This is a genomic window from Bdellovibrio sp. KM01, assembly GCF_013752535.1.
Classification (GTDB): domain Bacteria; phylum Bdellovibrionota; class Bdellovibrionia; order Bdellovibrionales; family Bdellovibrionaceae; genus Bdellovibrio.
This window is the reverse complement of sequence record NZ_CP058348.1, coordinates 2,780,993-2,802,262: the sequence shown is the minus strand read 5'-3', so window position 1 is coordinate 2,802,262 and position 21,270 is coordinate 2,780,993. Positions and strand designations below refer to the sequence as shown.

General features: G+C 46.6%; 13 protein-coding genes. 8 read left to right on the top strand and 5 right to left on the bottom strand.

All coding sequences use genetic code 11. The features are described from left to right. Positions 1–37 precede the first annotated feature (37 nt). The 3 genes from HW988_RS13580 to smc all read left to right on the top strand — a co-directional run bounded on the left by HW988_RS13580 (position 38) and on the right by smc (position 5,888). Entirely contained in the window at positions 38–847 is an 810-nt protein-coding gene (locus HW988_RS13580) for a TIGR02147 family protein (RefSeq protein WP_220128742.1), read from the top strand. Continuing rightward, positions 844–1,887 carry a hypothetical protein gene (locus tag HW988_RS13575; RefSeq protein WP_181604770.1) on the top strand — a complete coding sequence of 348 codons (1,044 nt, stop codon included), beginning with the start codon at positions 844–846 and terminating at the stop codon, positions 1,885–1,887. Before HW988_RS13580 ends, HW988_RS13575 begins: the two co-directional genes overlap by 4 nt. Positions 1,888–2,300: 413 nt before the next feature. Beyond that, on the top strand, positions 2,301–5,888 hold the full coding sequence (gene smc / locus HW988_RS13570; RefSeq protein WP_181604769.1) for a chromosome segregation protein SMC: 3,588 nt from the start codon (positions 2,301–2,303) through the stop codon (positions 5,886–5,888). 63 nt (positions 5,889–5,951) lie between these two features. On the opposite strand, the gene HW988_RS13565 is transcribed toward smc, so the two are convergent. Next, positions 5,952–6,704 carry an SDR family oxidoreductase gene (locus tag HW988_RS13565; protein WP_181604768.1) on the bottom strand — a complete coding sequence of 251 codons (753 nt, stop codon included), beginning with the start codon at positions 6,702–6,704 and terminating at the stop codon, positions 5,952–5,954. A gap of 192 nt (positions 6,705–6,896) precedes the next feature. On the opposite strand from HW988_RS13565, the gene HW988_RS13560 reads away from it, so the two are divergent. The 4 genes from HW988_RS13560 (at position 6,897) to HW988_RS13545 (ending at position 9,294) form a co-directional block, all read left to right on the top strand. Further along, positions 6,897–7,226, top strand: a complete 330-nt coding sequence (locus HW988_RS13560; protein WP_181604767.1) for a hypothetical protein — start codon at positions 6,897–6,899, stop codon at positions 7,224–7,226. 220 nt (positions 7,227–7,446) lie between these two features. Beyond that, on the top strand, positions 7,447–8,124 hold the full coding sequence (locus tag HW988_RS13555; protein WP_181604766.1) for a transporter substrate-binding domain-containing protein: 678 nt from the start codon (positions 7,447–7,449) through the stop codon (positions 8,122–8,124). Continuing rightward, positions 8,121–8,309, top strand: coding sequence for a hypothetical protein (locus HW988_RS13550; protein ID WP_181604765.1), 189 nt, complete (start codon positions 8,121–8,123; stop codon positions 8,307–8,309). Before HW988_RS13555 ends, HW988_RS13550 begins: the two co-directional genes overlap by 4 nt. 88 nt (positions 8,310–8,397) lie before the next feature. Further along, positions 8,398–9,294, top strand: coding sequence for a LysR family transcriptional regulator (locus tag HW988_RS13545; RefSeq protein ID WP_181604764.1), 897 nt, complete (start codon positions 8,398–8,400; stop codon positions 9,292–9,294). A 9-nt stretch (positions 9,295–9,303) separates the two neighbouring features. Here the strand turns inward: HW988_RS13545 and HW988_RS13540 are convergent, their stop codons facing one another. The 4 genes from HW988_RS13540 to HW988_RS13525 all read right to left on the bottom strand — a co-directional run bounded on the left by HW988_RS13540 (position 9,304) and on the right by HW988_RS13525 (position 17,166). Further along, positions 9,304–15,138: a hypothetical protein gene (locus HW988_RS13540; RefSeq protein WP_181604763.1), complete on the bottom strand. Its 5,835-nt coding sequence runs from the start codon at positions 15,136–15,138 to the stop codon at positions 9,304–9,306. A 164-nt stretch (positions 15,139–15,302) separates the two neighbouring features. Then, positions 15,303–15,602: a hypothetical protein gene (locus HW988_RS13535; protein WP_181604762.1), complete on the bottom strand. Its 300-nt coding sequence runs from the start codon at positions 15,600–15,602 to the stop codon at positions 15,303–15,305. An 11-nt stretch (positions 15,603–15,613) separates the two neighbouring features. Beyond that, positions 15,614–16,774, bottom strand: a complete 1,161-nt coding sequence (locus tag HW988_RS13530) for a pentapeptide repeat-containing protein (RefSeq protein ID WP_181604761.1) — start codon at positions 16,772–16,774, stop codon at positions 15,614–15,616. Further along, positions 16,774–17,166 carry a DUF2089 domain-containing protein gene (locus HW988_RS13525; RefSeq protein ID WP_181604760.1) on the bottom strand — a complete coding sequence of 131 codons (393 nt, stop codon included), beginning with the start codon at positions 17,164–17,166 and terminating at the stop codon, positions 16,774–16,776. The genes HW988_RS13530 and HW988_RS13525 overlap by 1 nt, the downstream gene beginning before the upstream one ends. A 311-nt stretch (positions 17,167–17,477) precedes the next feature. Between HW988_RS13525 and HW988_RS13520 the strand changes: the two genes are divergently transcribed. Beyond that, a complete protein-coding gene (locus HW988_RS13520) occupies positions 17,478–21,161 on the top strand; it encodes an ABC transporter transmembrane domain-containing protein (protein ID WP_181604759.1) in 3,684 nt (1,227 codons plus the stop codon). Positions 21,162–21,270: the final 109 nt, after the last annotated feature.

Sequence of the window (21,270 nt, the reverse complement as noted above, 5' to 3'; positions counted from 1 at the left end):
TCGACAAATAAAGTTACGAATGTTTAATGACGAACTTATGAAAACGGGAAATCTTAAGTCGCAGACATACAGAAATTTTATTTTCGACGAATTCAAGAAAAGAAAGACCAAAAACTCCTCTTACTCGATGCGTGCGTTCGCTCGTGATTTGAACATGAATGCCTCTCGCTTGAGTGAAATTATGAATGGTAAAGTAGGTTTGTCGGATCTTAAGGGCGCTGAGATGGCAGAACGTTTTGGCCTCAGTGGTAAAGATCGCGAATACTTCTTGGACTTGATTCGCTCGGAACATGCGCGCAGTTCAATTGCTAAGAAAGAAGCTCGCGAACGCGTTCGCATGTACCTGCTTGATGAACGCACTTTGACAGATTCTGAAGTTCACGCCGTGGTAGATTGGCGAAACCTGGCTTTGCTTGAACTTTTGACGGTTCCAGAAATCGAAACTTCGGCCGAGTCTTTTGCGAAACACCTTGGGCTTACCGTATCTGAAGTTGAAGACGTCGTCGCGCAACTGGTGGCGAGCAAGATGTTGGATACAACCGGGGAGCGCTGGCAGGCGCTGGAAGGCGACTTCACAACCTCTGCTGATGTGTCTTCCCATGCGATTCAAAATTTCCATAATCAGATGCTAAAACGTGCGGGTCGAGCGATTCAGAATGATGCCGTTGAAGATCGCGAGTTTTCATCGGTGATCTTTGCCATGAGTGCAGAGCAGATGAAATATGCCAAAGACCGACTCCGTGAATTCCGTCGCGCTTTGGTTCGTGAGCTGGAAGCGATTCCGGGTAAAGAAAAAGTTTTTAGTTTGTCTATGCAGTTGTTTGAGCTCAAAGGAGATGCGGAATGAAAATTCTAATCGGCGTTTGTGTTTTGTTTTTTTCTGTAAATATCTTTGCCGCGAAGGAAGTTCAAAACGGTGGTGGTGGGACTTCTCAAGATGGTTCTTACCAAACTTTTGGTTCGGCGCGAATTTCCGTTGATAAAGATCCCTTGAGCTTCTATGCGGTTCCGGGATTAAGTCTTTTGACCAATCGTATTTTACGAATGCCGTTGCCGGAAAATGTAAAAGGGGACTTGTTGGCGGCGATCACGCCTTCGCTGGCTCGCAACTATCATCAGATCAGCTCTGACAAATTCGATCCGGAAGCCCGTGCGAATCTGGTGTCCATTTATGCGAAGCTTTTGAATATTTCTCCGGAAAATGTGGTGATCTTTGCGGTCACGGAACCTAAGACGAAAAAAACGATGCTTTTGCCGGAGTTCTTTCGCTTAAACGAAATTGAACAAGCGGCGATTCTTTTTCATGAAGCTTTGTGGTTGGTGAATCCTCGTGCGACTTATGAGCAGATCATTAATATTGAACAGGCCGCTCAAGCTTATTTTCAAGAGCCCACTCGTTCGTCCGCTCTGTTAAGAGTATTGTATTCGCTGGGAGTTTTTGTTCATCAGCCGATGCTGCCTCTGGTTCCTGCGATCATTCTTCAATATCGTCCTGATTCGATTGTAAACGAAGATTGGTCGCCTGTGACGATTCCAATGGCAGATTTCTTTGGTGGCTCTGAAGGTCTGAATCAATTCCTGTGCAAAAGAGGACCTACGATCAGGTGTTTGGAGCCTTTTCCGTACAAAATTGATTTGCGTGATGTGATTCGCGTGAAGGCAGCCCAGAATCCCGAAAATCTCTTTTATCTGGCCTTCAGCGATTTTCTTCTGGAGCCACATCCAATTAATATCGCCATTTTGGATAACGTCAGAGGTGAGACGCCGTATCAAGAGTACTACCATGGAATGTTCCTGGAGCTCAGTATTCAGGCGCCTAAAACTTTGAGTTTCGTTTTGCTCGATCAACACGCGCGCAGAATTGGCGATCTGTACTTTTTTAACTAGCGCAGAAAGTACGTCACTAAAATGCTGAGAGTTACAGTGGTTATCACAATCTTAAATGTGGCCATTTTAGAGAGTTCTTCTTTCGGATAAATTTCAGATTTTTTGTATTGCATAGGTGCCTCCTGATGAGCAGATCATAAATCTGCCTGAATTAAGGAGGCGTAAAATGCCTCTGAAACCTCATCAAAAATAAATCAAAAGCAGAAATTTAGCGCTGCGCATATAATGCGGAGCGCTTTTTCGTTTAAGGACTCGCGATATTTCTGCTTAACTTTTCAGCGTTTGGGATTCTTTTGGCAAGCCACAGTTGACATAGTTCTCTCCAGACTGGAGAGTTAAATGGCCTTTGGTCTAGCTGGACCTTGGGCTTGTATATTTTGAGTAACTCATGTGACTCAAGAGGGGAATATACCTTGAGAATTAAAAAGATTGAACTCATTGGTTTTAAATCGTTCAAAGATCGTACAGTGATCCATTTCGATTCTGGTATTACAGGTATCGTCGGACCAAATGGTTGCGGTAAATCCAATATCGTAGATGCCCTGATGTGGGTTATGGGTGACCAGTCTGCGAAGGATCTTCGTGCATCGCAAATGACGGACGTTATCTTTGGTGGTGCTGAAGGTTACGCGCCACTAGGTATGTGTGAAGTGTCATTGACGCTTGAAAACGACGGCGGCGCCTTCCCAGTTAAATACATCAAACACTCTGAGATCATGGTGACTCGTCGTCTTCACAGAAACGGTGAGGGTGAGTACTTCATCAATAAAGAACCAGCTCGTTTGAAGGACTTGCAAGAGATCTTCATGGATACGGGGGCGGGCTCTAAAGGTTTCTCTATCATCGCGCAAGGTATGATCGGTAAGATCATCACTTCGAAACCTGAAGACCGTCGCATGCTTATCGAGGAAGCTGCGGGTATCACGAAGTTCAAGGCTCGTAAAAAAGAATCTCAACGTAAATTGATCCAAACAGATCAAAACTTGCTTCGTTTGCAAGACATCGTGGGCGAGTTGAAACGCCAGATCGATTCTTTGCAAAGACAGGCGCAACGTGCGGAACGCTACCGCAATATCAAAAACCAAATTGAAGATTTGGATTTGTGGATTTCGACGGCTCAGTACGTCGAGTTGGCTCGTGCGGCTGAAGAAGCTCAAGCGATCTTCAATGAAGCGCAAAGTATGGAAATCGAAGGCGACGCCAACCTTTCGACTCTTCAAGGTCAATTGGAAGTTCTGAAACTTCAAATCCTTGAAAAAGAAAAAATGGCTGAAGAGCATCAGACAGTTTATTTCGACAAACAAGGCACTGTTCAAAAGAAAGAAATGGAGATTCAAGAACTTCGTTTCGAAATTGAACAAGCCCGTCGTAATGAACAAATGACAGGGACAATCCTGCAAGAGCAACAAGCTCGTCAGGAATTGCTAGCTCGTGATAAAGCGACTTTGGAAGCTCAAGTAACAGAGCTTAAAGAAGAAGCTGAAACACTGACAGCGACCTTTAACGAGAAAAATGACATCTTCCAAAACTTCAACTCACGTATTGGGACTGTTGATGAAGATTTGACGACGAAACGCCGCGAATTGTTCGCTGTGGGCCAATCGGAGTCGTCTTTGGATGCGCGTGTGAACTCTTTGTCTGCACAGATCGCTGACTTGAGCGAACGCCAGGACAATGAACAACAAGTTTTGAACGAACTTCGTGAAAAGCAAGTTGAGTTCGAAAGCCGTCGCAAAAAAGTGACGAACGATCTTGATAAAGAACGCCAAATGCAATTGGACTTGGCTTCTGATGTTGATTCTTTCGAAGCTAATAAAAAGATCCTGACTGAGTCAGCGGCCGAGAAAAAATTAGAAGTGGAATCATTCAAAGACTCTTTGAATGAAGTGGCTTCTCGTTTGTACGGTCTTGAAAACTTGCAAAACAACTTCGAGGGCTTCCAAGAAGGTGTGAAACAAGTGATGTTGTGGCAAAAAACTCGCTCTCAAGAGTTGATGGCGGATGGTTCAGTCGTCACCCACTTCCAACCGGTATCTGAGGTTGTTGAAGTTCCGGCTGAATACGAAGTGGCAATGGAAGCGGCATTGGGCTCACGCCTGCAAATGCTTTTGTCTTCTGATGCGAACATCGCCGTAGACGCTGTTTCTCATTTGAAAGAACAAAAATCCGGTCGTTCCAGCTTCATGTCTGCAAGCGACCAAAACGTGGCTTTCAACCGTTCCGAATCTCCAATCGGTCAAGAAGGCGTTCAAGCTATCTTGAAAGATGTGGTTCAAGCGGCGGATAAGTTCAAAAACGCTGTCACTTATATGTTGGACGGTGTAGCGATCGTTGATTCTATTCGTACGGCATTGAATCTTCGCGCGACTTACACTGGCTGGACATTCGTTACTCTTGACGGTGACACTTTGACTGCTGACGGTGTTTTGACGGGTGGTTCTTCTGAATCTGCGGATTCTGGAATGCTTAAACGTCGCCGTGAGATCAAAGAATTGTCTGAGAAAAAAGACGAATACGCCGGCAAACTTCAATTGGCGCAAATGGCTCTTAAAAAAGTTGAAGAGCAATTGGCGAACGTATTGAACGATTTCGAAGGCGCTCAAAAACGCAAAATTGACCAAGAAATCAAAGTTACTGAATTCAGAAAAGACCTTGAACGCGCCGAGAACGAAGTTCAAAACGCCCAAGCGGCAGTTGAACGTCAAGAACGCGAAGTCAAAAAACTGACTGAGCAATTGGAAGTTCAAGAGCTGAAAATGGAAGAGTTGAACGAAGCTTTGATCGAAGCTCGCGAGAAGAAAGTTCTTCTTGAAGGCGAAGTGGAAGCTTTGAACTCTGAATTGAACTCAGTTCGTTTGGGCTTTGACGGTCTGCAAGCGGAAGTAACAGATCTTCAGGTAAGATCTGCTTCTAAAACTCAGGAATACACCGGTGTTTTGAGACAGCTTGAGATGGTTTCCAAATCTTTGTCAGACCTTGATGCTCAATTGGCTCGTATGAGCGAAGAAGCTGAAGGCTACAACTCTCAAATGACTGAGAGCCAAGTGACTTTGGAAGAAAAGAAAATCGAATTTGAACGTCTTTTGGATGAAGTTGAGCAATTGAAACTTCAAGCGGCTCGCACGAAAGACGAATACGAAGTGATGTCTGAAACTATCCGCGCGATCGAAGAGGAAGCTAGCGCTTCTCAGCGTCTTCGCAACGAAAGACAACACAAAATGAACGACTCTCAATTGAAGCTTGAACAAGCCAAGATGAAAGAGCAGTACTTGGTTGATTCTATCCGTGAACGTTACATGCTGAACCTTCCTGATGTTATTGAAAAATACATCAATAAAGAGGGCGACTTCATGGAAGCTGATGCTCAATTGAAAGATCTTCGCGAAAAATTGGCGAAAATCGGTGAAGTGAACTTGTCAGCGATCGAAGAGTACGAAGAAACAGCAACTCGTTATGAATTCCTGACGAAACAACACGCAGATTTGACTGAAGCGAAAGAACAACTTCGTAAAGTGATCGATCGTATCAACAGAATCTGTTCAAAACGTTTCAAAGAGACATTCGACTTGGTTAACGAGCGTTTCACTCGCGTATTCCCAGTGCTATTCGGTGGTGGTGAAGCGTGGTTGGAGCTTGTTGAAGAAACTGAGAAAAACGAAGCGGGTATCGAAATCATCGCTCGCCCTCCAGGTAAGAAAACACAAAACGTGTCTTTGATGTCCGGTGGTGAGAAAGCTTTGACTGCGGTAGCTCTGGTATTCTCGATCTTCCTGGTGAAACCATCACCATACTGCTTGCTGGATGAGGTTGATGCGCCACTTGATGACGCCAACGTATTCCGTTTCAACGACTTGGTTCGCGAGATGGCCAAACGCTCTCAAATCATCGTTGTTACCCATAACAAGCACACGATGGAAGTTGCTAAGAAACTTTACGGCGTAACTATGCAAGAGCGTGGTGTATCGACGATGGTTTCCGTAGCCTTGAACGATATTAAATAGTCTTTTAAGATTCCAAAAATAAAAATCCCAGGTGCAAAACACCTGGGATTTTTTTTGCAATAATTAGATAAAGATTCCGCCGGAGGCTTCGATTCTTTGGGCGTTAACCCAGCCCATGTCGTCTTGAACCAGACTTGCGACAAGTTTGCCGATGTCATCTGCTTCTCCGACTCGACCCAATGCGGTTTGGGATGAAAGCATGGCATTCATTTCTTTATTGTCGCGAACGCGTCCTCCACCGAAATCTGTGGCAATCGGGCCGGGCGCAACAACATTGGCGGTGATTTTTCGTGGACCCAATTCTTTTGCCAAATAACGTGTCCATGTTTCCACGGCACCTTTCATTGCTCCATAGGCAGAAGAGCCGGGAACGGAGAAGCGGGCAAGGCCGCTGGAAACATTCACGATGCGACCGCCATCATTGATGAGGGGCAATAATTTTTGTGTCAGGAAGTAAGGTCCTTTGAAGTGGATGTTGGAAAGTTGATCGAAAACTTCTTCGGTCATTTCGGTGAAAGCCACATAGGCACCGGTGCCAGCGTTGTTAACCAAATAGTCGAAATGATCGGCAGAGAATTTGGATTTCAGCACATCTCTAACGGCGCTTGAAAATGCCGCAAAGTTTTTAGAATTTCCCACATCTAATTGCAAAGCTGCTGCCTTGCCGCCTTTTTTCTCAATTTCTGAAACGACTTTATCGGCTTCTTCCTTTTGGCTGTTGTACGTCAGGATGATTCCAATGCCCTTATCAGCCATATGAAGAGCAGAGCTTTTTCCAAGTCCGCGGCTGCCGCCAGTGATGATTGCAATTTTCATTTTAACTCCTTGATAGAATCTATTTTAGACATCTCTCGAGGGGAAAATATAGATGCCTGTGCAAAACGCACAGCATATTCTGGGGGCATAGTTCGTAGTCGGAATAATTAATTTCCCAAGGAATCTCTCACCAATGTTGCCCGGAGGTTTACGGTGCAGTAAGTTTGAGAAAAAACTGTGGGGGGTTTCAATATGGTGGCGGCGTTCACGTTCGTGGCGATGATGTTCATTTCTGTTTCTGCATTGTGTTCTTATAAAAAAGCCGTTCATGGTGATGTGACGATGAAGCTAAGTGAATCCACTGCACAAGTGAATCTGGAAGAATCCAAAATCGCTGTTAAACTGGGGCAGCGTCTGGCTGTGTTCCGTGAAGAATGCAAAGGTGGCAGATTTTCTGTTTGCACCAAAGACCGCGTTGGCTTTGCTCAAGTTTCAAAAATTCACGACAAAAAATATGCAGAGGTCACGATGGATAAAAACGTTTATTTCGATGCAGGTTATGTTGTCGAAAGTGAAAAATAAACCATCAGTTATTTAATTTCATTGCCTTGCTTGTGGGGACGGTCCAGATCGGATTGTCATTCTGGCTCGTCGATTGCTTCACTAGGGGAGCGTCCTTTAATCTGATTCAGCATTAATATATATGAATGAGGTGGGATTGCTTTCCTCGGGTATAATATCCTATTTAATTATCGGATCCAGTTTTGCTTCTGCGGCAAGTCCGCCCAAAGAAGTTCAACTTATGACGTTTGAACTTCCCCCTTTCGCCAAGGAAAGTCTTCCGGAGGGCGGCGCTGCCGTGGCAGCATTCAAAGATCTCTACCGTAAAGAAGGATACAATCTGAAAGTTTCCTTTGCGCCAGTGATCCGCACTAAAAAGCAGGCGGCAGAACGTCCCGATGTCGATGGTTATTTTCCCGCCGTCTCTGAAAACATTCAGAAGAATTTTATATTGTCCCGTACAGTGCAAGTCAGCACGTGGGGGATGGCGGAAAGGGCCGATCGTCCCGTGATTTGGAGAAATGTTTCTGATCTCAAGAAATACCGTATCGGCAATGTCGTGGGTTATGATTTGGCCGCGGTTTTGTGGCCGCTCCAAAAAGCCAAAGCGCTCGATATTGAAGAGGCGGCCAGAGATGAGCTGAATCTTTTAAAGTTAGCCAAAGGCCGTTTGGATTTAGTATTTATTGATAGCGCCGTCTTCAACAGACTGATGCAAACAAATGAACAGCTGCGCGGAAGTAAAAAGAAGCTGCAGTTTAATGCCAAACCATTGCAAGTGTACCAATATGGAGTCGCCTTCAAAAACTCACCTAATGGCAAAGAAGCCTTGAGAGTTTTTAATGCATCCTTTACTGAAGCTGGATATAATAACGCAGTGGAAGCCTATCTTCATAAGAACAAGAGTGTCCTGCCGTGATGACTTTTTTAGTCATCAGCTCCATCGCGAGTGTTTCATTGGGAATTGTGGCGCGATGGTACGATACCAAAAAGAAACTTCACACCCATATCGATAAAAAGAAATTAACACCCTTGCAGATCCTCTACTCGGCCTGCTTTGCTTATCCCTTCTGTGCCTTTTACCTATGGCTGGATAACTTATAGTAAACGCGAAATAATCTTTCGATTCACAAATTCGAATGATAACATTTTACTATCTATATTTGAGATATTTTCAAAAGGACGTTCTTCGGTGGAGCTGAATTATCTTCGCGCATTCTTTGAGGTGGCTAAATCTGGAAAGTTTTCGGAAGCAGCAGCTCGGCTGAACATCAGTCAAAGTGCTCTGAGCCGTTCAGTTTCTTTGCTCGAAGAACAAGAGGGCGTGGTCTTATTCGACCGCTCTAAAAGCGGAGTAGAACTAACTGCCAAAGGTCATCAAGTATTCCATCTGTGTGAAGAGCTCTTCCGCACTGAAAAGGCGATTGAAAATCTGTGCCGCGAGGTTCAGGAAAAGTGCGAAGGCCCTCTGCGTTTCGCAGCTACTGACAACGTGATCAATGATTATTTAGTAGAGCCCTTGCATACGTTTCGTCGTAAGTACCCTAAAGTCATTCCAAGTATCATGTCGGGTCCACCTGATGATATCATTGATTCTTTGATTCACACGGAAAACGAGTTTGCGCTTTTATTTGCGAAGGTCGCGATTCCCAATATCGAATATCGCCGTCTGACTTCTGAATTCATGTCTTTGGTTTGTAAGCCGCAACTGTGGAAGGAATGTAAGTCTTCGAATAATGAAAAGACTTTGCGTAAAGTTTTGGAAAACTACGGCTATCTCTGCTCGATCGGGGCGCTGCTTGAAACTCGTCCCAAACGCGTGATCATGGAACTGTTTGGCGAAGCTCCGCAGATCGGTTTGGAAACCAACAGCCAAGAAGCGCAAAAGCGTTTTTGTCTGGCCGGTGAAGGATTGGCATATTTGACTCGTTCCATGGTTGAAAAGGAAATTGCCAACGGAGAGCTTTTCGAAGTTCCGGTCGAGCATCCTCATGAATTCAACTTGTGGTTAGCAATTAAAAAAGGTCGTCAGTTAAGTCTGGCGGCACGCTCTTTCATTGAGCACTTCACAGAAGAAGTCGGGGAATAGCTGAACTCACTATTGATAGCCGCTTCCCCAGGTAATCCAGCAATCGTATGTGGATCCGTTATAGATCGTAATAATACTGTACATGGTGGCAGTGCCGGCGACAGTTGCAGCATTTGCGGGTCTAAATTTGCTCGTGTTACAACCAGTGAAAGTATACGTGCGGGAAGTCGTATCACTCACAAGCAATGTATAGTTGCCTCCATTAACCATGTTCGAAAGCGTAATCGCAGTTCCTCCCACAGCCGTAAGAGTTATCGTATTTGATGTTGCAAGATTCACAGAGGCTCCAGCGACTGAAGTCGGAGTGCTGACGATGGTGCCTGTGACTTCAAGTTTTGCATTGGCGCTTGGGGATGCAGTATTGATACCAACGCGTCCTGCAAAGTAGTTCCGATCGCTGGCGCCATTTTGATAAATACCATAGCTATTCGTCGTCCCACTCATTGAATCTATGTAAACCCCATAACCATTCGTCAACGTACTTGTGCCAGAAATATTCGTGCTTACATAAAGTCCGCGGAACGTATCGGTTGTGCCAGAAGTTGAACTATTCAGGTGGGAGTAAACACCATTTACCGATGTCATATTGCCCGATGCGAATTTACTGACCAGGGCTTCGATAGCGTTCGCATTTCCAACTATTCCAGTTCCACCTTGTTCAACCAGGCCTGCAACACCCGTGAGAGTTGCACCGTTCAATCTGGTATTGCTGTTGTAGTTTGAAACAGTCCCCTGACTTCCATAGTAAGTGGCAGACGAGGCCGCGGTCGGATCTGCCGTTGCATAAAAGAAGTTGGTGTAAAGTTGCCCGGAGTTTCCTGTAAGTGAACTGCTTATGTGAAGTTTTGCCGTCGGGGATACAGTCCCAATACCCACAGAACCTGTCGCGCTGATAAAAAGCTGCGTGGTATTGTTCGTTTCTAAAGAAAGAGAGTTGGCATCATTAGTACCAAGTGTTGCAGCCGACCCAAATGAGTTACCACCATTGATATAGACACCGGTTGCACCTGTAATCGGAAGATCCGCAGAGGCGATTGTTCTAAATGTGGGATTGCCCGCTGAACCGTTTGGAGCGGCAAGGAAGGTATTCTGTGTCTGGGACCCAAAGCCGGAAGGAGTAAGGCTGACTACCTGACAAGCCCATCCGGAAACGGTCCAAGTGGCAACGTGGCCTGCAGTACTGCAGGCGAAGTCAAAAAACTTACCTGTTGAATCTTTCAAAACCATGCTGGTCGTACCGGCATTCGTACCAGTAAAATTCATGTTCGTTCCAAGAATGGTTCCCGAGGCAATTTTTCCAGTCGTCACAGCCCCTGATGCCACGGTTGGATTTGGATATGTTCCCGTTAAATCACCGCCTGCTGTTGCACCTGATTGCATTGCCCCTGTGATACGAGAGTCATTACCCGCCGCGAATGTTGTGGATGTTGTACCTTGAAGACTCGCAATCGTAATATCTGTCGGCGCAGCTGCAGAACCGGTATTATTGCCTTTTAGAGTATTCGCTGCCATGTTGGCCATTTTAGCGTTTGTCACGGCGCTGTTCGCAATTGTGGCGGCTGCGGAACCCGGCCCCGATGCAGTTACATCACCTGTCAATGCAGTTACATAGTTGCCGGCGGCTTGCTTGGCGGCGAATGCATCATAATCGGTTTTACTTAAAAGACCCGCGGTAACGCTCGATGCAGATGCCATTGGGATATTGAGTGTGTGAGAGGAACCCACTGAAGACCATGAGGGAGCGGTGCCTGTAGTGCCCGGAGTTGCAAAAGTTTGAGTTGTCCCTGAAAGACCATTCATCGAGCTGATTGCGGCACCGACAGAGCCGATAACTTTTATGGCGCTACCATCCCAATATTTTACAACATTGGAAGTCGTATTAAACCACGTTTTACCTTTGTCGGCAGTATTCCAGCCTGTGATTAAAGTGGCTTCTGTGGCATCAGTAAAGTTGCCCAATCCCAGGGAGCCGGTCATCACATCACCAGCTTTATTTACTGGCGTGTATGTTAATGCTGACGTGATATCTGCCGCCACAAGATTTGCACCGGTCGTGACGCGACCTTTGGTATCGACTGTGACTTTCGTATAAGTGCCTGCAGTTGCAACAGTTGCCAGTGTCAATGCACCGGTATTTGAAATTGTCGCATCACCAGACATAGTTGCAGCGGTTGCGGTTCCCGCTACACCCACCCAGATTTTACCATCAGCAAGAGTCGGTAATAGAGCCGTCGGTGCTTGGCATGCAAATCCTGAAGCTGTCCAAGTCGGAATATGGCCTGCAGTCGCGCAAGTAAAATTCATAAATTTACCAGTGCTGTCTTTCAGAACGATTCCAGTAGTTGCTGCATTCGCTCCGGTGAAATCGATATCTGCGCCCACGATCGTGCCATCAGCGATTTTTGAACTCGTTACCGCATTTGCTGCGATCGTTGCTGCAGCAGCACCGGGACCGGTAGCTGTCACGTCCCCTGTTAAAGAGGTCACATAGTTACCTGCAGCCTGTTTTGCCGCGAAAGCGTCGTAATCCGTTTTACTTAAAAGACCCGCTGTAACACTTGCGGCCGAAGCCATGGGGATATTCAAGGTATGCGCGTTAGAAGATGAAGACCAAGCCGGAGCCGTTCCGGAGGTGCCCGGAGTGGCAAAAGTTTGTGTAGAACCAGATTGCCCATTCAATGAAGTTAAGCCTGCACCGGAAACTCCTAACGCCTGGGCAACAGATCCGTCCCAATACTTCATTTGATTCGTCGAAGTATTAAACCAGGTTTTACCTTTGTCAGAAGCGCCCCAGCCTGTGATCAAAGTAGCTTCTGTCGCGTTCGTGAAATTACCAAGACCCAAAGAACCGGTCATCACATCGCCAGCTTTATTCACGGGAGTGTAAGTTAAGGCCGTCGTGATATCGCCAGCGGCTAAGTTTGCACCTGTTGTCACGCGACCTTTTGTGTCCACTGTAACTTTGGTATAAGTGCCAGCAGAAACAACGTTAGCTAATGTCAAGGCGCCACTATTTGAAAGAGTCGCATCACCACTCATTGTAACTGCAGTTGCCGTATTCGCATTGTCGCCAACCCACATTTTACCATCAGCCAAGGAAGGCATCAGTGGGGTTGGAGCGGCACAAGACCACCCAGCTACGGACCAGGTTGCAACGTGACCAGCCGTAGAACAGCCGAAGTTTGCAAATTTACCAGAGGAATCTTTGATAACCAAATTCGCGGTGCCAGCGTTTACGCCGGTGAAATCCATATCAGCGGCAACAACCGTACCGTCTGCAATTTTCGCACTTGTTACTGCGTTGGAGGCAATCGTGGCTGCAGCAGAACCGGGACCAGAAGCTGTCACGTCACCGGTTAAAGCCGTGACATAGTTGCCTGCCGCTTGTTTGGCTGCGAAGGTATCGTAATCGGTCTTATTTAAAAGGCCCGCAGTCACGCCGGCAGCAGATGCCATTGGAATATTTAACGTATGTGTATTGGAAGCAGATGACCAGGCTGGAGCCGTACCAGCAGTACCCGGTGTTGCGAAAGTTTGCGCAGAACCAGACTCACCATTAAGTGAAGTCAAGCCTGCACCAGAAACTCCCAAGGCCTGGGCTGCAGAGCCATCCCAATACTTCACTTGATTTGTCGATGTGTTAAACCAAGTTTTACCTTTGTCTGCAGCAGTCCAACCCGTGATAAGAGTCGCTTCCGTCGCATTTGTGAAATTGCCCAGACCCAAAGATCCAGTCATCACGTCGCCAGCTTTATTAACTGGAGTGTATGTCAGAGCCGTGATGATATCGCCAGCAGCTAAGTTAGCACCAGTTGTGACACGACCTTTTACATCCACAGTTACTTTTGTATAAGTACCTGCAGAAACTACACTTGCAAGAGTCAATGCCCCTGCATTCGAGAGATTCGCATCGCCCGACATCGTGACTGCTGTCGCAGTTCCTGCTACACCCACCCAGATTTTACCATCGGCAAGAGCGGGGAGAAGTGGTGAAGGCGTCTGACATGAAAAACCCGATGTCGTCCAAGTTGGAACATCGCCAGCCGTCGAACACACAAAACTTAAAAATTTGCCCGTGGCATCTTTAAGAACCATTCCCGTGGTTGCACTATTGGCTCCCGTAAAATCCAGATTTGCACCCACGATTGTCGCACTTGCGATTTTTGTAGAGGTCACCGCACCTGTGGCAAGAGTTGGATTTGGATAAGTACCAGCAAGATCACCACCTGCAGCAGTACCGGATTGAAGTGCTCCCGTGATGCGAGAATCGTTACCTGCGGCAAATGTAGTTCCGGAAGTACCTTGAAGACTCGCTATAGTTATATCCGTCGGTGCGGCCGCGGAACCCGTGATATTGCCTTTTAAAGTATGGGCTGCCATATTGGCCATCTTTGCATTTGTCACTGCGCTATTCGCAATCGTTGCCGCTGCAGAGCCGGGGCCGGTTGCTGACACATCTCCAGTGAGGTCCGTGATAGCAGCACCTGTGGATCCCACCGCCACTGCGGCAGTACCATTCCAATACTTTAATTCATTCGTCGTCGAGTTAAACCAAATTTTACCTTTATCAGCTGCGACCAAGCTGGGGTCTGAGGAATTGTTTGATACATGCAAACTTTTATTCGCTGACATCGTCATAAAGCCGATGTTTGTGATGTTGTTAGAGTTCATATCAATGGCGCCGGCCATCGTACCACCAGTAAGCGGTAATTTTGTTGAATCCGTTGTCGAAGGTGCTTGGCAGCCCCAACCCACTGATGTCCACATTGCGATATGTCCCACAGTCGAGCAAGCGAACTCAGAAAAATTACCCAAGGAATCTTTAATGACGATTCCTGACGTGGCTGTGTTCGTGCCCGTAAAATTCATATCAGCGGCATTGATAGTACCATCCAAAATTTTGGCGCTGGTGACAGCATTCCCCGCGATTGTAGGGGATGGATAGTTTCCTGTAAGATCTCCACTCGCAGCGCCGGTGGGTGCAATGCCCGTGATAGAGGTGTTTGTCACGCCGGTCACTCGTCCTTGAGCATCGATAGTCAATACTGGTACTTGAGTTGCAGAACCATAAGTGCTTGCAGTCACACCTGTGTTTGCTAATGACACAGTCACATTTCCAGAGCTGCCTCCACCTGTAAGTCCGCTTCCGGCTGTGACACCCGTGATAGTCCCAGCTCCAGCACTCGCAAGAGTTGAACAGGCAAATTTGGATTGCCCCGCATCCCAAGTCAGAAAATTTCCAGCGGTCCCGCAGGCTGATGGAACATCCGCTTTTAACATAAAATCATTAGCGGTGTGTGAACCTAATTTATATGAAGTGAAGGAATATCCAGCATACGGCACTGCTCTAATTTTGTTATCAGGAGTGACCGCATTCCAACCTGAGCCGTCATAGAATGCCACTCGTAAAAGACGTCCATCAGCAGGTGCCGCCACATAGGGAGCCGCCATCGATGGGGAGCATGTATAAGTATTCCCTGCACTTGGGGTGCAAGTTCCGCATTGATAACTTCCGGAGTTGTTAAAGATGTCTATAACAGTCAATGCCGGACTCGATATATATTGAACGCTACCAGTTCCAATCGGCACATCAAAGATGCCATTGGAGTTCGTCATATCAACACCATTAAATTGTTCTTGGTAAATTACGCACTGACCATCGGGTGAGGTGATTTTAAAAAGAAAACTTGCGTGAGCATATTCGAAGGGTTGACCGCTCGCGGTTAGAATTCGCCCTTGATAGGTGAGGGAGGTTGCACTCGCCAATGCTTCAGTGGAAATTGCAAGCAAAGAGCAAAGTATCCCAATTCTTAGCATGGTTTTTTTGTAGTTGAACGATCCCATGCTAAAGCTATCGACTGTACCCTTGGCGTACATGATGGGCGAACGCGATATTATCTTGCGATTCTGTTCCGAAATATCGAGCAAGAAAAGAACAGATTAAAGGTCTGACATATAACTGGTACTAATTTGATAAAAAAATGAAAAGGAGCCTCGCGGCTCCTTTTTTATGTGCGGTGATAGTACTTTTCCGTCCAGTAACCGCGTTTGCAGTACTTCGCATATTTACCGAAGTGATGACGACCACCTTGCCAACCATAATGTTCGCGATGATGACGACCTCCGCGGCGTGGGTTGATCACGATATTCAAAATCGCGATCAACGCAAAAATCCCTGCGACATGCCAGTAAGGAACATCAAGGTATTGCGGTGGAAGTTGGGGAGCATAAATGGGCGCAAGACTATTCCAGATAAAGTAAAACGGAATGGCCCAGAAAAGTGCGCTAAAAAGTCTGAATATTTTCATTTTTAAATTCCTTAATTTTTCATCACCGGTTTGAAGGCTTGGATAAACGCTTCGTTGCCGTCAATTTCTACATCTGATAAATCAATCTTTTGAATCTTGGCACCTTTGATCGTAACGTTGCGAATAGTGACGTCACTCAAATTACAGTCCGTGAATTTCACTTGATCGAAATTGCATTGATTGAACTGCACATCGTGCATGCCTTTTTTGCTGAGTGACCAAGTATCGTCATTGATGAAAATCACTTCATTCAAAGTTGAAGTCTTAAAACTCACATCTTCCATAGAGCCCGCTTTGATCAGGCAGTTTTGCAGGGTGGAGTCCACAAAGTGCATATCTTTTAAAGAAGCACCTTCGATAGCCATCTTTTCAAGTTTGGATCCATCCAAACTGATATCCTGCAGATTCACACCACTTAAGCTTGCGCCAGTAATAGCTGATCCACCAGCCAGTTTCATGTCACGCAAGACCACACCATTGAATTCGCTGTCGATGATGCGACTTTCACTGTTTAAGCTGATGTCGCTGACTTTGCAGCCATGGAAATGAACATCGACCATTTCACTGTTCGCGATTTCGATATCGGCGAAAGAGCTGCCGGCAAGACCCATTTTTGAAACCTGGGCATCACTTAACTCGATATCTTCCACTTTGCTGGCGTCGATGCGGTTTTTATTCATTTTAGATCTTTGCAAAAGCACATCTTTAAATGAAGAAACGGTGATCGAGTTTCCTTTGAATTCTGAATTAGGCCCTGAGGGAGCTTCGAACTTGGACATGGTGATGGAATTGCCATCATCATTTTCCTCGCCAAAGCCACCGAAGGCTTCATTCATTTTGCGATGGATTTTATCATGAATAAAAGAGGCGAAGTGAGGACCCGCACCGCGGAAATCGCGTGGACCGTCGGCCCACGGGCCACGACGACGACCGTCGCGATCACGGTGATGATGAGGCCCACCACGTCCACCGCGAAAACGGCCACGCATGTCTTCTTCATCTCTTTGTTCGCGACGAGTTTCTTCCTGGCGAGAATCCTCTCTTGAAGAAGGCTCAGTGGAGCCCTCCGCTTGAGCTTTCTTCATCAACTCATCAATAAGGGCCGTCGCCTGATCATCAGTGAGCGCGCCACTTTTAGTCATGTCTAGAATTCGTTTAATTTGTTCTTTCATTATTTGGAGCCTTTCTTGATCAAACTCATGGCTTGATCGAAGTTGATCTCGCCCTTTTCCAGGCGAGTGAGAACTTCCTCGGTCGAGAAAGTTTTAGGTGGTTCTTCCGTCGCACGCTGTTCAAGCTCACCAGTCAGTTTGTTTTTCAACTGGGTGAGTCGAGTGCGAATCGTCGGATAGCTCAGACCCAAAGCTGGTTCCATATCGCGGATTCTTCCCTCGCATTGAATAAAGATGCGCAGGAAATGAAGGTCTTCTGCTGGCAGAGTCGCGAACTCGTTTAGCTGAAAAGGTCCTTCGACACGGATATGGCAGTGACCGCAGGACAGGACCGTAGGGCTCAAAAGGCCTTGGCAAGCGGGGCATTGAAGATTTGAATCGATTTTGCTCATATTCAATTTTATACGCCTATTAATTTAAAATATCAATATTGATTTTAAAATATTAAATATTCGAGGCAAAAGAGAGTGATAACGGTAACTTAGCAATTTCCTAACATCAGGAGCTAGACAAGCTAAACAGCTTTCGCTAGGCTAAGGGCATCTCACGCAAGAGAGGAGGCGCCCATGTTCTTATTTGATCAAAGTTCATCACAAAGCCTTCTCCTGTCCCAGTTCTAGCAGTCGTAACAAAACCCAGTTCGATTATTAGCATTTTAAAAATTAGATTTTAGGTTCCCATAGGAACAGTTACGGATTCGTTCATGAATTTTTTTAGACGTTTATTATTCAGCCAGGCTTCACCGTTAGTGAAACTGGCTAAAACCAAATACCTTGAAGAAAGCGACTTGCTGCCTTTGCCGGGGCACTTGCATCCAAAAAATGCTGATGCTTACGTCAAAGATCTAAAGTGGAATTCTCCACGCGCTCTGTTGTTCTCTTCGGTGGTGGCTCTTCGTAAGTTCACTTACCCGGCGTATGCCTGGTATTTCGTGTCTTCGTTGTTTGCGTTATTTTCTCCGGTGCTGGTGAATCGCTTCATCGGATTGGTGTCAGCAGGATTAACCCAAGATACCTTGGGGCCGGTCATGATGTATGGAGTGCTTTTAGGCTTCTGCGGATTTATCTCGGGCCTGGCGATGCAGCACTATTTCTTTAATTCCCTGCAGGGTCATCAAGTGATGATGAACTTGATGAATGAAAGACTTTTTCTGCACAGCTTGAACTTAAGTCAAAGTGCCAGACAAAAGAATCAAATCGGGGACATCGTCAACTACATGAGTTCTGACAGCGAAAACGTCGCTGACTTTAATTCCGTTGTGGGTGACTGGTTCTCGAATGTGATGTTGATCATCGGTGTGGTGACGATGCTGTTCTATTATATAGGATGGTCGGCGTTTGCCGCTTTGGCTGTGTTATTGACCTTGGCTCCTTTGACAAACTATGTGGCAAAAAAGTTCACGCACCTGGATGAGGAGATGATGCTTCATCGCGATCGTCGCGTGACTTTGATGACACAAGCGATGAATGCCATTCGCGTGGTTAAGTTTTTCGCGTGGGAGAAAAGTGTCGCCAAAGAAGTGACCGAGGTTCGCGAGAAGGAGCTTTTAGCCCGCCGTCGTATGGCCAAAGCCGAAGTCGTTTCCAGTGTGGGGTATCTGGGAGTCTCTTCGATCGTTTTGTTCGTGGCCTTGGCGGTGCATGCTTGGCGTGGTGAAACACTAAATGCCGCACTGATCTTTACCTGTATTTCTTTGTTCGGTTTGTTGGAAGGTCCATTCGGGGATATTTCGCGCATGATTTCTCGTACGACGAATGCTTTCGTGGGCGCAAGACGTTTGCTGGCGTATTTCCAATCGTCGCAAGTGTCTTTGGAACTAAATGAGCGAGCTGACTCAAGGCAAGCCGTCGGTGTCAGCTTTGATCATTTGAATGTGCGCCACGAAGGCGCAGAGACGGATGCTTTGTCAGACGTTTCTGTGCAAATTCCCGCGGGCTCTTCGCTGGCCATTGTTGGTGCCGTCGGGACTGGGAAAAGTACATTGCTATTGAGTGTCCTGGGGGAACTCGCTCCAGCGAAGGGTCACATACGCTTTATTCCGGAATCTCAAGGACGCCCCCGCATGGCTTACGTTCCACAGGAAGCCTACATCGTGAATGGGTCTTTGCTGGAAAACTTGAAATTCGGCGAGGAAGCCACCGACAGTGATATTGAAAAGTCATTGTATCTGAGCTGTCTGCAAAGAGATTTGCAGGAATGGTCCGGTGGTCTGCGAACGGAAATTGGTGAAAAAGGTGTGAATCTTTCCGGTGGCCAAAAGCAGCGCTTGGCATTGGCGCGGGCATTTTTGCGCAAACCTCAAATCGTGCTCTTGGATGATCCCTTGTCAGCAGTGGATGGGAGTACCGAAGATTTGCTGTGTGAGCGATTGCTCTTTGGCGAGTGGAAAAACACAACTCGTATCGTGGCAACCCATCGCTTGGAGCATTTAAAGAGCTTTGATCAAATCCTTTTTATTCACGATGGAAAAGTTGCGGCGGTTGGAACCTATGAGGAACTTTTAAAGAGCTCAGAGTCTTTCAAAAGTTTCTATCAAGAGCATGCCAAATCTCAAGGCGAAGGCAGTGAACACGAAAAGGCAGCGCATGAAGCCGCAGCGGCAACGACTGTTGTGAAAACAGATGTCACTCGTGTCACTGAAGATGAAGATCGCGAAGTGGGTGCGGTGAAAAGCACGGTCTATTGGGATTACATCAGCTCCTTGGGTGGCGACAATAAAAAATGGAAGCCATGGATTTTAGCACTTTTAGGTGTGGGTACGATTTCTGCGAGTCTGTTTCCGTTGGCGCAGAAATCGTGGCTTTCTTATTTCACCGATCATCAGTCGGTGATGACCCCACTTGTTGCGATTGGCATATACGGGCTATTAGGTGTCTTGGTTTTGGGTGGCAGTTTATTAAATCACTTGTTCTGGTTGGATCGTGGGATCAAGGCCGGGAAAGACATGCATAACAAAATGCTGGCCAGTGTTTTGCGTGCACCGATTCGCTTTTTTGACTCGACACCGGTGGGACGCATTCTGCAAAGATTTTCCCGCGACGTGGAGTCCGTGGACATTTATCTGCAGTGGAGTTTCGACTCGGCTCTTCATTGTGCCATGCAAGTCGTGATTTCGATTTTGCTGATCGTCACTTTGATGCCGGCGATGATTGTTGTCATTGTCCCAGTGATGATGATCTACTATGTCGCGCAAAGAGACTATCGCCGCCCGGCGCGCGAAGCCAAACGCATGGACAGTGTGGCGCGTTCGCCGCGATTCGCGCACTTTAAAGAGAGCTTGCAGGGCTTGGTGGTAATCCGCAGCTTTAATAAGACCGATTGGTTTGCAGAAAACTTTTATCAAAAGCTCGCGCACAGCAATCGCATGTTTTACTCGCACTATGTAATCAATCGTTGGTTCTCGTCACGAATTCCAATGATCGGCGGAATGATTTCCATGGCCACAGCGATCGGAGTCAGTCTGTCAGCGTACTATCGCGTGATTGATGCTGGTACTGCGGGTTTGGTGACTCTATATTCATTGTCCTTCTGGGGATACTTGAATTGGGGAGTGCGTGTGTTCTCTGATATGGAATCGCGCATGACATCGATTGAACGCTTAAAGTATTTTTCGAATCTCCCAGCTGAAGTTTCAGTGATCCGTGCTCCGGCGGAATCCGTTCGTGAAACATGGCCGGAAAAAGGTGCGATCAAAGTTGATGGATTAAAGGCTCGTTATGCGGCTCATTTGCCTCTGGTCTTAAAAGGTATTTCCTTTGAGGTAACCCCCGGCAGTCGTGTGGGAATAATCGGGCGCACGGGGTCAGGTAAGAGCACGTTATTTCAGTCCTTGTTCCGATTTATCGAAGCCGAAGAGGGTTCGATCCAGATTGATGGAATTGATATTGCCACGGTGGAGCTGGAAAAATTGCGCCGTAGTCTTGCGATCATTCCGCAGGATCCAACTTTGTTCATGGGTACAATTCGTAGCAATCTTGATCGCTATGAGGAATACACGGACGAAGAGGTGATTCGTGCCTTACAGCATGCTTCGATGTGGGATTTCGTGCAGACGATGCCTTTCAAGTTGCAGGCCGTGGTCAGTGAAGGCGGAATGAATCTAAGCCAAGGGCAACGACAACTCCTGTGTCTGGCGCGAGCCCTTCTGACTGAAGCGAAAGTCATCGTGATGGATGAAGCAACCGCAAGCGTAGACGTGCAAACGGATGCTCTGGTGCAAAAGGTGATTCGCACCTCATTTAAAGGGGTGACGATGTTAATCATTGCCCATCGCTTGGGTACAGTCGCCGACTGCGATCAAATTGTTGAAATTGCTGCGGGTGAAGTGAAGTCTGTAAGAAAACCTTCCGAGATCAGCAAAGAAGAAATCGAAGAGAGTATCGTCTAAAAAAAGGCTCCCAAGAGGGGGCCTTTTTTATGGAGTCAGTGGGGTCGGGTTTCCCTGTGACGTCACCTGTTTACCTTATGTACACCTAAGGTCTCTTCAATTGAGCCCT

Excerpts from the sequence above, each read along its gene's own strand:
- HW988_RS13580 (WP_220128742.1), top strand. The coding sequence starts at position 38 with ATGAAAACGGGAAATCTTAAGTCGCAGACATACAGAAATTTTATTTTC.
- HW988_RS13575 (WP_181604770.1), top strand. The coding sequence starts at position 844 with ATGAAAATTCTAATCGGCGTTTGTGTTTTGTTTTTTTCTGTAAATATC.
- HW988_RS13565 (WP_181604768.1), bottom strand. The coding sequence starts at position 6,704 with ATGAAAATTGCAATCATCACTGGCGGCAGCCGCGGACTTGGAAAAAGC.
- HW988_RS13560 (WP_181604767.1), top strand. The coding sequence starts at position 6,897 with ATGGTGGCGGCGTTCACGTTCGTGGCGATGATGTTCATTTCTGTTTCT.
- HW988_RS13555 (WP_181604766.1), top strand. The coding sequence starts at position 7,447 with ATGACGTTTGAACTTCCCCCTTTCGCCAAGGAAAGTCTTCCGGAGGGC.
- HW988_RS13540 (WP_181604763.1), bottom strand. The coding sequence starts at position 15,138 with ATGGGATCGTTCAACTACAAAAAAACCATGCTAAGAATTGGGATACTT.
- HW988_RS13535 (WP_181604762.1), bottom strand. The coding sequence starts at position 15,602 with ATGAAAATATTCAGACTTTTTAGCGCACTTTTCTGGGCCATTCCGTTT.
- HW988_RS13530 (WP_181604761.1), bottom strand. The coding sequence starts at position 16,774 with ATGAAAGAACAAATTAAACGAATTCTAGACATGACTAAAAGTGGCGCG.
- HW988_RS13525 (WP_181604760.1), bottom strand. The coding sequence starts at position 17,166 with ATGAGCAAAATCGATTCAAATCTTCAATGCCCCGCTTGCCAAGGCCTT.
- HW988_RS13520 (WP_181604759.1), top strand. The coding sequence starts at position 17,478 with ATGAATTTTTTTAGACGTTTATTATTCAGCCAGGCTTCACCGTTAGTG.